We start from the raw sequence: 14,883 nt of genomic DNA on the forward strand, positions 1-14,883 counted from the left end.
TATCCTTTGAGATTCTACAATAGTGATGGAAGGAGTTTGGCTGATGACTGACCAAGAAATCAAGACCGCTTATGAACGTGATGGTTACGTGGTGCTCAGAGACATTATTGACAACCAAAATTTAGATCCGATCCGCGACTTCATCAAGGCAAAGGTAGATGCCTATAGTGATGAATTGTATGCGGAAGGCAAACTGTCGTCGCGCTATGAAAATGAATCTTTTGAGCGACGTTATGCCGCGATCTGCGAAGAGTTAGATATACTCCCTCGCAACTGGGCTTTTGGTATGTTCGGACGTGAGTTTTATGATCTTTACAACCTCCCCGGTGTTCTCAATGTGCTCCGCCTGCTCTTGGGTCCTGAAGTCTCGAATATCGGCACGCCTGCGCTACGGACGAAACTCCCCAGAAGCGCGATTACCTCATTTCCATGGCATCAAGACAGCCAATACCTTGACCAATCAACGATTGGTAAGAAGGAGAAACATACAGGTGGGCTTCACATGGTTACGGTGTGGGTGCCGCTGGTCGAAGCGACAGTCGAAAATGGGTGTTGCTGGGTTATTCCGGGCAGTCACCGCTGGGGTTTATTGGACGGTGCGCGCGGTGCGGACTCAAACGTCCGGATGGAGGAAGATGTTGAGACGCGCGGTACCCCCACGCCTATTCCGCTTAAACCGGGTGGTGCGTTGTTCATGTCGAATCTCTGCGTCCATACCAGCAAGGTGAACACGACACGGAAATCCCGTTGGAGTATCGACTTCCGCTATTTCCCAACACCCGATCGCGCTGATTTGACTGCCGAGCAGCGTGAAGCCGCCGAGTTCGTGAAAGACAAGGCACTGTCAGGTGGGAGGGTGCCACTTGTCGTGGTTACTGAAGGCGAAAAACCAACGTGGCAAGAGTGGGAGGCACAGGTCTCAGCACAGCAAGCGCATCGGTCAGGTTGAACAGTAGACTACTGATGATCACGTGGAAAAGAAAGGAAGGCAAGCGTGGAACCGTTTGACTGGCGGTTGGAAGATTGGAGGATGGAAAAGGACTTCCCACCTTCCAATCTTTCAGCGTTTCATCTTGCAAGTTCTCATATCAAATTTACGTTAGAAATAGGCATGTATGCCCATTCCTACGTACACACCAGCGAGTCCTTTAGATTCGGAGTCGATTTTTTCTCTGCCAAATCCTTGACCGACTTCCACGTTCAAACCGAGTGGAATCCCGCCAAGTGAAAACACAAGTTCGCCACCAAAGGCGATTCCACCGCCTAATGTTGTGGTAGTGTAGTCTCTCGTTTTTTCGTGCTGCGTGGTAATTTCGGATTCCGGGGTAATGGAGTCCATCCTTCTTTCGTACCGCCAAGCACCTTCTAAGGTAAAATAGAGTCGGGATAGATGCCACCTGCTTCGGTGTTCAAATATAGCATACGAAACACCGGCACCTAACATGTGGTCGCTATTCTGATCACTGAGAATAAAACGTCCGACGGTTTGAAGATACACAGGTGCCAGTCCAGTATAGCGAAAACTGACCCCACCAAATTCAGGGGTCGCTCCCTGAAGTCCAATGCCAAAATTTTTTCCAATACCAAAATCTTTGGTGAGATTCGATTCTTGTGCCTGAACTGAGAAACTGAAGGTTATTCCTACAAAAATACAGATCAGACAAAACATTTTGCGTGTCATTGTTTTTCTCCTTTTTGTTTATTGGGCGATCAATAGTGTCACCCGGTGTGGTTCAGTAGTGGATGGATAATGTATGAGGATATCTTGCTTGTTGTCTTTGTTGAGGTCCACCAGTCGAGCGTTTCGCTCGTCATTAGGCATAGTGACCGCCACTTTTTGAGGTGTCCGCGCGAACAGTTTCGGTCCCGGTATGCCGGGAAAGACGTGCAGCTCTTCCCAGTGCTTTCCGACCAACAGGTCTGAGCGTCCGTCCCCGTTCACATCACCAAGCAGGACCACTGGGAAGAAGACCCTATCTTTCTCAAAGATATCTAAGTCCGGTCTGATTTTACGCCTGGTAGTCGGTTTATCGGGATAAGTACCATCTCCGATACGATAGAACTCGAGATCTATTGCAATCGACTTGCCGAGCATTGCGCGGCTCATCCCGATAAGCCCAGTCTTTACGTCTTTGAACAGAATGTCGGCCTTACCATCTCCATCGAGGTCTTGGAACCACTGTGACGAATAGCCCCAGGGCTGCAAACCCCCAGCGGTCCCTCGCGGTCGGATTGTCATACCGACATCCCGTGCGAACTCGATTCCGTCGGGTGTTGGTGTGCCAAAATGCACCTCGTATAGGCTGCGTTGTTTCCCAAGACTCCGTCCCTCTAACGAATGGATCACCATGTCGGCGATGTTATCACCGTTCATATCTTGAAACGTGTGCAGCACTCTCCGCTTCGTGTTTTCCCTGAAGCCAAAGATGAGCGAGAACATATTTTCGCTGCTGAATCCAAAGGCGATTGAGTAGGCACCGTCAGTGTCGAATGGAATATCAACAGTGAAGGTCTCTGCTACCGCGGAAAACATCCCGCGAGCATCTTGGCGATAAACGTCGAAATGGTCGGCGTTCCAGAACACGAGATCGCTGCGTCCATCTTGATCGTAGTCCATCTGGTGAAAGCGACTCAGATACCAGTGGACAGTTAAGGGTGTTATCCCTACCTCGCGGTAGCTGCGAGTATCGTCCATGGCAATCTCATTGAGGAACGGATCGGGCGGTCCAAGTTTTATCGGGTCGGTGAATGAACCGTCGCGCGATTGCGTGGCTATCCAGAAACCGTCAATGTCCGGCACTATCAAATCGTCGAGGCTGTCGCGGTTTATATCTCGAGTGATATCGATGTGGGGGATTCCACCTTCACCCGTCGCGTTGTAGTTTGTCGTAACTTGGACCAGTGTCCGTTCAACCGCCGAGTCGGGATCGAACCAATTCAGACGACCGTGCTCATAAGTAATCAACCGATCGCGCCCACCAATGTTAGCAAGGTCTACGAACAGCACTTCAGGACGCAGCTTTGCGTCAAGTCCCAACACCCAAGTGCCATCGTTAAACGTGTAGATGCGCAAGTCCTGATTGTCGTTTTCGTCAACGTTCACCACAGCAATTTCGGCGAAATCGTTACCGAGAATAAATCCTGCCAAAACAGTCTGGTGTTTCGCAGTGCCGGTTTCGACTTTGTGCTGTTCAAAAGTGAGTTCCTTGGGAGCGGACATCGTTATCGGCACAACCTCTTGTTTAGATCGTCCTGAACAACTCGACAGGAACACACCAAAAACCAGCATGAAAAACAGACCTCGTTGATAACGTTTTATACACTCAACTCTGGGAAAAAAGCGTTTATGGAATGGGTTTCGCTTTTTCATTTTATTCTCCTTTTGGATGCCCTTATGTTAACATAGATAAATAAATGAACAGTGTTAACATGAAATCAAAAAAATAGACACGATGGGTTTATCGGGCGATTAGTATTGTTACCCGATGTGGCTCGGTTCCCGGAGGTTGTATCGGTGCCCCATGAGCGTCTCGTAGTGTGAATGGATGATGCATAAGAATATCCTGCATTCCGTCCTTGTTGAGGTCCACCAACCAAGTGTATTCCTCGTCGTTGGGCATGGCGACTGCCACTTCCTGAGGCTGCCGGGCGAACATTTCAGGTCCCGGCACGCCGACAAAGACTTCCATGATCCGAGGGTGATCCCCGAGAAGCAGGTCTAAGATGCCGTCGCCGGTCACATCCCCAACGAGCACAGTCGTGTTGAACGCGCGCGGGTAGTTCTTTTGAGTCTTCCGTCTCTCGTGCGTCCCTCCTCGAAGCACGATGTCCAGCGGCACCCATCCCGGCTCGCGATGACTGGGCACTCCGTCCAACGCGATTCTGCGAGTGGTATTGGGTGTGTCGGGATAGCGACCTTCTTCCATCTGGTAGAACTCCAGATCCAGCCAGATGTCATCACCCATGAACCCCTTGATCCTCTTCCAGAGGCTGCCCTTGAGGAACTTAGTATCAACGGTCGTGATCATCAGGTCGATCTGTCCGTCGCTGTTAAAGTCGTGTCGGTCCATCTCAATCTGGATTCTCTCGTCTAACTGGAATGAGAGGTCAACGTTCCGTGAGAACACAGTGCCACCGTCGGGTGTTGGCGCGCCGAAATGCACCTCGTAGCTGGAGTACTTGCTGGAGATGTCCTTGTCCGAAAGTTTGAAAACCACCAGATCGGTGATATTGTCGCCGTTTAGGTCTGCTAACGAGTGCAGCATCTTTCCTACTATGTCCCCAGTGATGAGTGAGGAGAACCGATCCGAGTCGAATGCCACATCGGTCGTGAAGGTCCTGGCATTCGGTGCAAACAGCCCGAGCTCGTCTTGGAGATGAACCTCGAAGTGATCCTTGCTCCAGAACACCAAGTCGGTGCGTTCATCTTGATTGTAGTCCACTTCGTGGATACGACTCTGAGCCCAAGGATCGTATCGATATCCGTCTGCTCCGAGGATCCTTTCCATCTCAGTGGGTGGACCGATCTTCACTTTTTCGGCGAACGCGCCGTCGCTCATCTGGATGAACACCCAAAAGCCATCAAAGTCCGGTACTACAAGGTCGTCGCGACCATCATCGTTCACGTCCTGAGTGATGTCTACGTGGGGGATTTCGCCGCTGCGAGGCGGCTTGAAGTTGGAAGTAACTGCCACCAACGTGTGTTCCGTTGCCGACTCAGGGTCAAACCAGTTCAAGCGATCCCGCTCGTAGGTAATTAAGCGGTCGTGTCCGTCAATATTTGCTACATCGAGGAACAGCACTTCGGGACGCAATGTTGCGTCGAGTTTCGGGATCCAGGTCCCGTCGCTGAAGGCGTAGATGCACAAGCGGTTGTCGTTGTTTTCATCGGTGTACACCGCAGCAATTTCGGCGAAATTGCCACCGAAGAGGAACCCTGTCAAAACGGTCTGGCGTTTCGCAGAGCCAAGGACGACCTCGTACTGCTCGAAAGTGAATTCCTTGACAGGTGTCATTTGCGCGACTTCTTCGCTGAACAGACTTGAGCATCTCAATAGAAATATTCCGAAAACCAGTATTGAGAACAGGCTTTGTTGATAATGCCTTGTGCGTTCAGTTACTGACCCCGGTTTTACGGAAATCCAGCGTTTGTGGAATGAGTTTTGCTTTTTCATTTTCTTCTCCTTCGAGTTTTTATTAACATAGATAAATAAATGAACAGTGTTAACTTTTAAAGAAAATATAAGCAATCTGTGCAAAATAGTTTGAGATTTATGCCTTCAAACCCTCAATTGTTGTGTGAATTACTGTGTCAATCAATTCGTCTTTCTCAGTCCAAGGGAAATCTGGGAAATCAATTAGGAGTAGTGTGACACCGTGAACCGCTGACCACAGCACCTGACCTGTGGTTTCGACATCCGCCTGCCGGAATAGCTTCTGTTGGATACATTCAGAGACCATTGCTCGCAAGTAATCAAATACCTTTTCGCCAACCGACCCCTCTTGCAAACCCAAACCCTTCTGGAACTGTGGACGGATAACAAACGTCAGTTTGTAATCTTGCGGGTATTTTAGACCGAACTCGATATAGGCTCGTCCACTTTTTCTCAGCGTCTCGACGGGGTCGGTGTTATCTCTTCTTAGTTGCTCAAGCGTGTTCAACAGGTTCAAGAGTGTTTCTTTGCAAACCGAATCTAAAAGATCTGCCTTGTCTGTAAAATAAAGGTAGATCGTTGTTGGTGAGTATTCGATCTTGCTGGCAATCTTTCGCATGGAGACGTTCTCATAACCCTCATTGACGAACAACTCCCGCGCTGCAGAAAGAATTTGCTGTCGTAACTGCTCTTTTTCCCTTGCTTTCCGTTCTTTAATACCCATTGGTTCACCTTTAGTTTACATAGTAATCTAACTTAACACTGTTAAGTATAACACATAAATTTCTCTTTGTCAAATTTTTTTCAAAAATTTCCGCGTCTGGGCAATTTTTTATTTAAGGATTGATTTATAGCGCAAATTTGCCAGCGTTTTTTCGGTGACAACCTGATCAAGGTCGCGTGTACGGTTCTGATCTGAATCATACGTTGCTGACCAGTCATCGTATGCCTTTCGTATATCCATATAAATCTTCGCCATCAACTTGCGGCACAAAGGTCTTGAATTCGACTCACCACTTCTGATGGATGATGTAATACTGGATAGCCTGCGGCGCGTTGCTTTATAATATCCGCTCCAAGCAAATCTGTGTGCTGACGGAGGAACCACGCGGCGCAAAATGGCGACATTCCGACCTGTGCTGCGCCTCGGAGTTCGTCACTATTGCCATCGCCTATGAATATACAGTCTGACGGGGCAACATCCAAATTCTTACATGCGTGTTGATAGATGTGAGGGTCGGGTTTGACTATAGGAAACGTGTTGGGTTTGTGTGATTAGTCCCACAAATCGAGTCCCAGCAGCTTCCGTCCCAAAGCTGTGAGTTTTGGTGCCTCATAATTTTTTGCTTCCCAACCTCTTGGGTCACCAGGATAGGGTCCGCGGCCTAATGCTCTCCGCTCCCGCCACAGTGTAATGCGTTCTTGCCGTCGTTCTTCATCTATAGGATTAGGCACACGATAATAGTTCATGTATTGTGCTAACCGCGGCTTGTCTGACGTGTTGCGCCCGTTACCGTGCGGAAGTGCCACATGCCAAATGAGCAGTGAACCTGCTTTCGCTGGCACCTGTATGAATTTTTCCCTATATATTTCCGGCGTAAGTTCTGGTACCCACGGGTTTTCTTCATCAATCAGTGACTTATGCGCACCGGGCCAACAGACGAAAGACCCCTGATTGTCGGCCGTGTCCCTGAGAAACAAAACACCTTGTGTACTAAACCTAACTGGTAGTTTTGAGGTGTCCGCATCCCAATGATACATGCCCTTATGGTCCCACTCAGGGTGGTCGAGATGTTTGGGTGGTTTCATGTTGACTCTATCAATATGAACCCAAATCCGTTCTGTGCCGTATACCTCACTATAAATCTGATGGATTGGTGGATGTTGATAGACGTTCCACATCGCTTGATGAAAATACATTTCTACCATGCCAGCCCCAGGTTTATGGGGTGCTTGATACCAGTCATTCGGATCTGAAGGATCCATTTCCAAAAACGCAAAAATTGCGTCAACGACTGGTTCACACAGTTCAGTAGGAACGGCATTTTCAATGACCATATAGCCGTATTCATCGAAATGTTCACGGTGTGCTTGTGTTAATATTGGCATTTAGATTTCCTTATTTAAACCCCCTAAATCCCCTTATCAGGGGGACTTTAAGAGGAATGGGTAAGTCCTACTTTAGTGTTAATTTTTATTCGTTTCGTTTAAGGTCGCACGTGCTGCCTGATACAAGCGGAATAAACTATCGTGCGTTTCTTGGGCGAGTATCTGTGGATGCCATACTAAGTCAGCCACCAAGTCACTGATAACAAACCCCGATGCCATCTCCACACCGCGCAGCGTACTGATGGCAAATAAAGCGGCGGCTTCCATTTCAACGGTGATAACTCCCTCCTGTTGGTAATGCTGAATTTCCCCAACGGTTTCTCGGAAGAAGGCATCAGTTGTCCATGTTGGTCCCTCAGTGTAGCGTACACCATCACGTTCAAGGGTTTGCCTAAGGGCAGGTGTTAGATTTTTAGATGGCAGTGCAGGTGCCGAAGGGTCCTTCAAATAGTGGTATGAAACGCCTTCATCACGAATGGCACTGGTACAGACAACGACATCACCAACACGAGAGGTTTTCTGCAATCCACCGGCAATCCCTACATTGATAAATCGCTTAACACCAAGTTCTATCAGAATTTCAAGAACCATTGAGACTCCGGGCGCACCAATGCCGTTATTGCCGCTCACTGCCACACGGTTACCGGTTTCGGTTAGCAGATAGAATTCTCCACCTATCCCGTGAACCTGTTCAACATTTTCAACATTGGCAATACGCTCAAGAAGGTTCCCCTCATAACAGAAAATGACACTTTTGGGAATCGGAAAATCGGGAATGAAGCCTTGTTGACGGAAGTACGCAACGTGCTGTTGGGGTGTGATGATGGGACGCGATTTATGTTTATCGGGAAAATTTGGTATTGGCATAGTTACTTTGAAAGCAATTCTATAGACATACCACCCCTACGGGGTGGGGAAAGAGACGAAAACCGTTTCTGAAATGTGCAAAACCTGTTAGTAGCAACTTGGGTTGAAATAATAGCACATTTAGGAAAGAAAGTCAAATCACGGAATGACTGTTTGTGGTAGGCAAATCTATCAATTTTCAGTGGTATAATGGCGTTTGAAAATTATCCAATCTCTGTACGCAGAAAAGAGAGAAACGTGCTGACGAAAAACACCAACAAAAACAAAATTAATAACAGTAGGTCAACAATCGCGGCATTAAAATCCGCACTGAAGCGGTGTTGATCCTCAAATTTCGGGACAGCATCAAAGTTCACAGGTTTTTGCGATGTGCCTTCTGGGATACCGATAGCGTGCGGGCTTTCTGGGTCTGCGCGGTCGGTATCAATGAGAAACTGTCGAAACTGCCTTGCATATTGGCGTGTTTGAGAGATGAAGTCTAAATGGCGGGGCATGCCCGTGCCTGCAAGTGCCTCAAAAGCATACTGCACAATAGCCGCTGGTGAGATACGGGTGAGCGACCGAGCGGTTTGGATCTGACGGAGTTCCGCAGAAAGGTAGCCTGCGTGCAAGCGATCGCGCAATTCCGCGTCTTTATTGACATATTCCGCCCCTAACGATGTAGCGACCGTTGCGGGAATTTCTCGTCTCGGAGGTGCTTTAATTCGAGCAAAATAGCGTGTTTGTAAATCTTCGCGCGAATCCCGAGCCTGAGCGATGAACTCTTTAGCCGTAGGACGGGACTGCAACCTGTTGCCAAGGGAACCAAGCGCATTTGGCATCAGCACCACCCAAACCGTCCAGATCAATAACAGAATTGCCAGACTCGTTGAGGATTCTTTGACGCGGCTGGAGATAAAGATTCCGAATAAAATAAAGATTGAGATATAGATCAGCGCGACACAGACGATGGCACCCAACCTTATCCAATAACTATCGTCAAATTGAACGGCTTCGGAGAGGTAGATGATGGAGAGACTGACGATTGTTCCAACCAAAAACGGAATAGAGATAGCAAAAAATGCGCCCAGAAATTTACCACAAATCACGGTGTTCCGTGAAATACTGTTTGCCAGCATCAGCCGCAGCGTACCTCGTTCTTGTTCACCGGAGATCGCATCGAATGTAAACAAAATACCCATAAAACTCAATAAGACAGCCGTCACAAATCCCCAATCGATTTTGATATACGCTGGCATGATACTTCGCTCTTTCGGTATCTGTTCTGCAATGAACATTAGATCAAAGTGAGGTGGATATGCTAACCGCCATATTTCTGTGAACTTGTAGGAGCTATCTCCACGTCTCCAGCCTCGCGTTCGACTGGCACTACCGCCGCTCACACGTCCAAATAGGAGTTCTTCCCCGCCGTCTGCACAGAAAGCCAAAGCACTCGGTTTTTTGTGAAGGTCGCCTGGACCTTTTTGGACGAGATGATACAGATTATCACATCGGGTTTTCAACCGATCATGTGAGGCACGAACCCGTTTTCCATATCGGTTTATCCGCTGCTTGTATTCTCCGACGAACATGACGGCATTGACAATCATCAGTATCAAAATTAGGAGTGCTGTCAGCGCGAAACGGAGACTGCTCAAGTGATCGTAGAGTTCGCGTTTGACAATATGAAAAATCATCTTATGTCCTTGATAGAAGGCAGTGTTTGAAGTGTTGGATTCACTCGCGCCTTTTGGGGGTTTTGTGTTTCTTTTGAGTTCCGTTCAACCCAACTTACAGTTAGATTTCCTGTTTGAAGTGTTGGGTTTCACTTGCGCCTTTTCGAGGCTTGGTGTCTCTTTTGAGTGCTGTTCAACCCAACCTACAGTTAGATTTCCTGCCTGACGAAGATTGCGAAGGTCGCGAGAAATAACGCAACGTTGAGCAACAGTAGTATTTGCAAGTCGGGGAGTGCCCGTAAAGCGTTTGTCCAGAGATCAGCACGCTGGTACACAAATCTTGGCAGATCATCTAAATCAATTGCGCCCTTATCACTGGCAAACCACTGCCTGCTTGAAAAGGCACCTTCGTCGTAAAAATAATTAACCAGCGTCCGTCGATATTGGCGTGCTGCCTCAAAAAAATCCTCGACCCCATAGAGGTCAGTCCCTGTCCATGCTTGTGTCGCAAGATTATACATCGCTGCCGGTGAAAGCCTAAGCAGGTTTCGAGCGATTTTGGCTCTCCGAAACCGAGTTTGCTCTAATGCCGGCAGACGCTCCAACCCTATTTTTTCCGCTGCCTGAAACTTTAACGGTGTCAAAAATTGATGGTAGCGGATAACGTCAGGAATGCGTCTCTCAGATTCTGGGTCAATGGAACGCCAATCATAAGCTCTGAATTTTATGTGCGTCGCTGTGCTTCCATTACTTAGACCAACATGTAAACCGTTGCGGTTCCCTTGCACGTTAAAGTGATCACTCTCTCCCTCAATGCCATCGTTTATGAGGTATTTCCGCCCCTCGTCCTCGACTGTCTGCAGGATTTGCTGAATTGCCTTCTCACTGGAATATATCCTGCTGCCTACCGGATTCGTCAATTGATCGACCATAGAGACGCTGAAAGAAGGATAAACCAGCACCAGTACCACCCAAACAAACAGAGACAGCATAAGTGCTGTGGCGGTTCGATGCGCCCAAGCAGAGATAAGTAATCCTATCAGGTAGATAGCGGAGAGATAGATAATCGAAGTGAGTAGGATACCGGCAATTCGTAGGAAATCATTTCCACTCAAGACGATTGAACCCGTTGATACGATCCAAATCAAAGCGACGATAAAACTCATAATAAGCGGCAGGATTAGACACGTCATCGCACCGAGGTACTTCGCCGCCAAGATGTTTCCACGTCTCACGGGATGGCTCATTGTCAAGCGCATTGTGCCGCTTTCACGTTCGCCTGCAATCGCATCATAGGCGAACAGCAGTGCCAGTAATGAAAGCACAAACTGAAAAATGAAGATGAGGTCAATTCGATAGAAATGATCTATGAAGATATTGCCTGAACTGTGGACTTGTGCATCCCACAGAACAGGAACATTCGTGTAATAGATCCGCAATGTATTACCAAGTCGATTGTCCATACCAGCATTAAAGATGCTCAGCGGATTGGGCGGTCGATCGACCTTTGGCATTAAAAAGGAATAGGTTCGGGTGGACAGCAGTTCATCGCGGTTGGTGTCTCTGGCGGTATTGTAGCCCGCCAACCGTTGCTCGTAATCGTCAATTCTGATGAGCGTAGTTATGACAACGAGCAGCAGACAGGTAATCACCGTAACTGCGAAACGAAATGTGATTAGATGCGCGAGAATCTCACGCTTCAGCAGCACTAAAAACATCGAACGATTCCTTAATTAATCCTGAGAGTGGTAGTCTTCAGGGTTCAGATAGACGGTTACCATCCCAACAAAGTTCAGAAAATAGAAAACGGCATCGTTTTTAGGTTCGATGAGATCGTCTTCCGTGCGCTTCACTAACGCCGCGTCTACTAACAGTTCCACGGTTTCCTCCATCTCACTTTCGGAAATGCCACAGCCGTTTGCTAAATCCGCAACCGACTTCTTGCCCGACACTAACTGTCTTAAAACAGCGACTACGGTCGGGTTTGTGAAGTATTTCGCAAGCTCCACGATTTCAGCATCCGGAGCGTTCGATAGGAAATTATCAACGCTGGTCGTCCAAACTGAACCGCGGCTTGATCTCTGGCCAGAGGCGGCATGATAAGCACCTGCGTAGCACCACGTGATCGGGTCTTTTGCCTTATGAGGGAGCTGGAGTAATGCATGAAGTGCTTCGCTTTTAGCTGAGGCAATAGAAGCATCCGATTTAGCGGCGAGGTCCTTAATTTGCTCTTTCAGATCACTAATCTGGCGTTGCATTTCTTCAAACCTTGCATCCGTCTCGGATTCGTTTCTTACTTCATTTGTCATAATAGTTTCTCCTTCCAATTGGCGTTGGGGACGATGTTCGCCTTCGGTTGTGGTTGTGATGTTTAATACCTCTTGAATCATAAAATCGTACTTCTTCAGCCGCTGTCGCGCCCGGTGAAGCCGACTCTTAATGGTATTTTCAGATACGCCTAAATACGATCCTATCTCTGAAGATGTCATATCTTCAAAGTAGTGGAGTGTGATGACTTCGCGATCACCTTCTTTCAACTTGGTAAGGAGCCTTTTGACCAAGTCGCGTTGCGCTGCAGCAGTCGTTTTTGCGTGTTCTGTGGCAACATATCGGGAATACGCCTCCGTCTCGACTTCTGAGATATAGATCTCTTGTAGCGACTCGGTTTCTAATCGGTTTTTTCGGTACCAAGCGATACACAGATGATTCACGATTGCATAGAGCCATCCTGAAAATTTTGCTGGATCGTTTAATGTCGCGAGTTTCTGATGCACTTGCAGGAAGGTTTCCTGTGTAATATCCTCAGCAGTCTGAAAATCCCCCACTTTCCGCAATGCGTGGGCGTGAACCTGCTGTTGATATTTTTCAATCAAAGTCGCGAAGGCGTTCTCATCGCCTGCAAGGATGTGCTGGATTAACATAACATCGTCACTTCTCATCGGACATCTCCAGAGGGGCCATTTTCTCCAAACACATTACACGTCTCTCGAATAGATGTACAACATGCTATCCGTTCACTTCACTATATAATGACGCGATCTGAGAAAAAAGGGTGCATAATTTTGAAAAATGGGTTTGAAAGGGAATATTTGTCGGAAGGTTTGCCTGAAACATGGCGTTGCAGTGGCGTTCGATTCACTTGACGACCCGACCATCAATATGGTGCAACGCGACCTTGTGTCCACATAGGTTTAGCACCGTTGGAAAGACATCAACAGAACGGATGCATTGCTCAGTGATCGGGTAATTCGTCGCAAGCGGGATATGCAGATGTTCCGCAATTAAGGCACCGTGAGTTGCATGATGTCCCGGGACTTCATAACGGGCGCGTAGGTCATAACCGCTCTCGGCACTTAGGACAAGATCACCGGTTCGCTCGCTTTTGAAGATCTGCCACAATTGAACGATTCCATCTGGATACGGACTGTCGTAGGTCTCACGGAGTGCGTCCCGTGAGGATAGATTTTTGTAGCGAACATTGTATCCGAGCGGATCTGTTCCAATAAACTGGTAAGAGAAGCGCAGCGCGTCTGCGCATTTAAAAACTATTGGCACACCTTGTGGGTTTTCGTGATTTGTCTCCTGTGCGTGACAAGAGATTTTCCCCTGCCCACCTCGGCTTTGGACAATGATATCCCCTGTTTCGCTCTGTCCCGCAACGAGTCCCACCCCTTCCAGTTCAATCAGTGAACTAACAACACCCATTTGGCAGAGCTGCTCAAAAGGCGCGCGTTCTCCCCACCCTTTTCCTTTCCCGCTATTTTTAAAATAAAGATGTGTCATTCCGTTTCCTGAAACCATGCTGGCGGATACGGTGCCTTGTCTCCAAACCTTTGGATAGTGCAAACACCGCCAACCGCCATTGTCTAAATGCTGAGGGACATCAATGTGCGTATGTGTGTCGGTCATTCCGTGGTCGCTGGTAATCAGGATGAGTGTGTCTTTGAGGGTGTTCGCTTTTTGCAAAGTATGGACGAGATCCCCAATTGCGGTGTCTATCTCTCGATAGGTCTGAAGGACTTGCGGAGATTGTATGTCCGAGAGGTGTGAAAAGGTATCGACTGCGGGGAAAAGACACATCACAAACTTATCGCCTGCTTCAATCGCTTTGTGTAACTGACGGATCGCAATTCGGTTGACGAATCGCCATCGGTGTGAAAAGTGGGCATAAACATAGACGAAGGGTTTGATCCAGCGCGTCAGATTTTTAGCAGGCGGACATCCCCGAGCGAGTATATTGTAGATATTGCTCACGGGTGAGAAGAAGTTAAATAGGGTGGGAAAACCTGAGGGTAAATCGGCTTCAAAGCGCAACCCATCAAACCCCATGTAACTGCAGACACCGGGACGTTTGAAACGATGTGGCGTATGAAATTTTGATTTGGACAACCACCGGATACCGGGAATATTTGCTGTCCCCGGATACAACCCCATGAAAAATGGAATAAAGGCGGGTCCCGTTGTTGATGGAAAGACAGAAACGGCTTTATTCAAACTGCCGGGATCTACGACGTATTTCTTAATATTCGGTAGGTCCCCGTTTTCAATCAGTGCTTTAAAAATTTCGTAGGGTGCCCCGTCAACTATAATAAAAACAAAACGTTTGAAGTCCGGTTCCGTTGATACCATCACGCCTCCGTAAGTATGTAGGTGCAGTTTGCTACCACATTGAAATATCCATCGCCAAATAGGGACAGAACATATTCTACGAATTTTTTCGTTGGGTGTAGGCTTTCCATAATGTCTGTGGATTCTCAACGGAAAGACCAACATTGCCACACTCGCCACAAACAGTTGCCCTCAACGCCACCCTATGAGACCGTTTGAAAATCAAGGCATCAGGGTTAGCCTGTACTTCGACTTCTAAGTCTTGTCCGACACCTGCATCGTAGCGATCCCGAATCCGTAAGTTGGGCATAATCTTCTCAGAACCGCACCTACCGCATTTCATTGTAGCCATCTGAATAGGTACCCGCCATCTCAGTCTTTTCCTTATTTTATCATAATGGACGTGCAAAATCAAGCGGAATCTATTTTTTTTTTAACTGACATTTATCAAAGTTATTGTCACATTACTAAAGGCGTTGCCTAAGAGCGTG

Annotated in this window: 14 protein-coding genes; 1 reads left to right on the top strand and 13 read right to left on the bottom strand. The window is 47.8% G+C overall.

The genetic code is table 11. The features are described 5' to 3' along the window. Positions 1-43: 43 nt before the first annotated feature. Complete coding sequence (locus OXH39_10860) at positions 44-949, top strand: phytanoyl-CoA dioxygenase family protein (protein ID MCY3550947.1); 906 nt, start codon at positions 44-46, stop codon at positions 947-949. 150 nt (positions 950-1,099) lie between these two features. Here the strand turns inward: OXH39_10860 and OXH39_10865 are convergent, their stop codons facing one another. From OXH39_10865 to OXH39_10925, 13 genes are all read right to left on the bottom strand, one after another. Beyond that, complete coding sequence (locus OXH39_10865) at positions 1,100-1,681, bottom strand: hypothetical protein (GenBank protein ID MCY3550948.1); 582 nt, start codon at positions 1,679-1,681, stop codon at positions 1,100-1,102. A gap of 18 nt (positions 1,682-1,699) precedes the next feature. After that, positions 1,700-3,370: a VCBS repeat-containing protein gene (locus OXH39_10870; protein ID MCY3550949.1), complete on the bottom strand. Its 1,671-nt coding sequence runs from the start codon at positions 3,368-3,370 to the stop codon at positions 1,700-1,702. Positions 3,371-3,458: 88 nt separating this feature from the next. After that, positions 3,459-5,054 (bottom strand): VCBS repeat-containing protein, encoded by a 1,596-nt coding sequence (locus OXH39_10875; protein ID MCY3550950.1) that lies wholly within the window; start codon positions 5,052-5,054, stop codon positions 3,459-3,461. A 217-nt stretch (positions 5,055-5,271) separates the two neighbouring features. After that, positions 5,272-5,877: a TetR/AcrR family transcriptional regulator gene (locus tag OXH39_10880; protein MCY3550951.1), complete on the bottom strand. Its 606-nt coding sequence runs from the start codon at positions 5,875-5,877 to the stop codon at positions 5,272-5,274. Positions 5,878-5,985: 108 nt separating this feature from the next. Next, positions 5,986-6,117: a hypothetical protein gene (locus OXH39_10885; GenBank protein ID MCY3550952.1), complete on the bottom strand. Its 132-nt coding sequence runs from the start codon at positions 6,115-6,117 to the stop codon at positions 5,986-5,988. Positions 6,118-6,131: 14 nt separating this feature from the next. Continuing rightward, on the bottom strand, positions 6,132-6,404 hold the full coding sequence (locus OXH39_10890) for an HAD-IA family hydrolase (protein ID MCY3550953.1): 273 nt from the start codon (positions 6,402-6,404) through the stop codon (positions 6,132-6,134). Between the two features lie 24 nt (positions 6,405-6,428). Continuing rightward, positions 6,429-7,262 (bottom strand): phytanoyl-CoA dioxygenase family protein, encoded by an 834-nt coding sequence (locus OXH39_10895; GenBank protein ID MCY3550954.1) that lies wholly within the window; start codon positions 7,260-7,262, stop codon positions 6,429-6,431. Positions 7,263-7,340: 78 nt separating this feature from the next. Continuing rightward, positions 7,341-8,129, bottom strand: coding sequence for a nucleoside phosphorylase (locus OXH39_10900; protein ID MCY3550955.1), 789 nt, complete (start codon positions 8,127-8,129; stop codon positions 7,341-7,343). 203 nt (positions 8,130-8,332) lie between these two features. Continuing rightward, positions 8,333-9,805 (bottom strand): ABC transporter permease subunit, encoded by a 1,473-nt coding sequence (locus tag OXH39_10905; protein ID MCY3550956.1) that lies wholly within the window; start codon positions 9,803-9,805, stop codon positions 8,333-8,335. 188 nt (positions 9,806-9,993) lie between these two features. Then, complete coding sequence (locus tag OXH39_10910) at positions 9,994-11,502, bottom strand: ABC transporter permease subunit (protein MCY3550957.1); 1,509 nt, start codon at positions 11,500-11,502, stop codon at positions 9,994-9,996. Positions 11,503-11,517: 15 nt separating this feature from the next. Further along, the gene (locus tag OXH39_10915) at positions 11,518-12,723 is read right to left on the bottom strand and encodes a sigma-70 family RNA polymerase sigma factor (protein MCY3550958.1); all 1,206 of its coding nucleotides are present in this window, start codon (positions 12,721-12,723) and stop codon (positions 11,518-11,520) included. Positions 12,724-12,919: 196 nt separating this feature from the next. Then, complete coding sequence (locus tag OXH39_10920; GenBank protein ID MCY3550959.1) at positions 12,920-14,413, bottom strand: alkaline phosphatase family protein; 1,494 nt, start codon at positions 14,411-14,413, stop codon at positions 12,920-12,922. Positions 14,414-14,489: 76 nt separating this feature from the next. Further along, positions 14,490-14,744: a hypothetical protein gene (locus tag OXH39_10925; GenBank protein ID MCY3550960.1), complete on the bottom strand. Its 255-nt coding sequence runs from the start codon at positions 14,742-14,744 to the stop codon at positions 14,490-14,492. Positions 14,745-14,883 lie beyond the last annotated feature (139 nt).

It is taken from the genome of Candidatus Poribacteria bacterium (assembly GCA_026702755.1).
Taxonomy (GTDB): domain Bacteria; phylum Poribacteria; class WGA-4E; order WGA-4E; family WGA-3G; genus WGA-3G.

Coding starts and splice junctions, on each gene's coding strand:
- OXH39_10860 (MCY3550947.1), top strand. CDS start 44: ATGACTGACCAAGAAATCAAGACCGCTTATGAACGTGATGGTTACGTG.
- OXH39_10920 (MCY3550959.1), bottom strand. CDS start 14,413: ATGGTATCAACGGAACCGGACTTCAAACGTTTTGTTTTTATTATAGTT.
- OXH39_10900 (MCY3550955.1), bottom strand. CDS start 8,129: ATGCCAATACCAAATTTTCCCGATAAACATAAATCGCGTCCCATCATC.
- OXH39_10865 (MCY3550948.1), bottom strand. CDS start 1,681: ATGACACGCAAAATGTTTTGTCTGATCTGTATTTTTGTAGGAATAACC.
- OXH39_10910 (MCY3550957.1), bottom strand. CDS start 11,502: ATGTTTTTAGTGCTGCTGAAGCGTGAGATTCTCGCGCATCTAATCACA.
- OXH39_10905 (MCY3550956.1), bottom strand. CDS start 9,805: ATGATTTTTCATATTGTCAAACGCGAACTCTACGATCACTTGAGCAGT.
- OXH39_10915 (MCY3550958.1), bottom strand. CDS start 12,723: ATGAGAAGTGACGATGTTATGTTAATCCAGCACATCCTTGCAGGCGAT.
- OXH39_10885 (MCY3550952.1), bottom strand. CDS start 6,117: ATGGATATACGAAAGGCATACGATGACTGGTCAGCAACGTATGATTCA.
- OXH39_10870 (MCY3550949.1), bottom strand. CDS start 3,370: ATGAAAAAGCGAAACCCATTCCATAAACGCTTTTTTCCCAGAGTTGAG.
- OXH39_10925 (MCY3550960.1), bottom strand. CDS start 14,744: ATGGCTACAATGAAATGCGGTAGGTGCGGTTCTGAGAAGATTATGCCC.
- OXH39_10895 (MCY3550954.1), bottom strand. CDS start 7,262: ATGCCAATATTAACACAAGCACACCGTGAACATTTCGATGAATACGGC.
- OXH39_10880 (MCY3550951.1), bottom strand. CDS start 5,877: ATGGGTATTAAAGAACGGAAAGCAAGGGAAAAAGAGCAGTTACGACAG.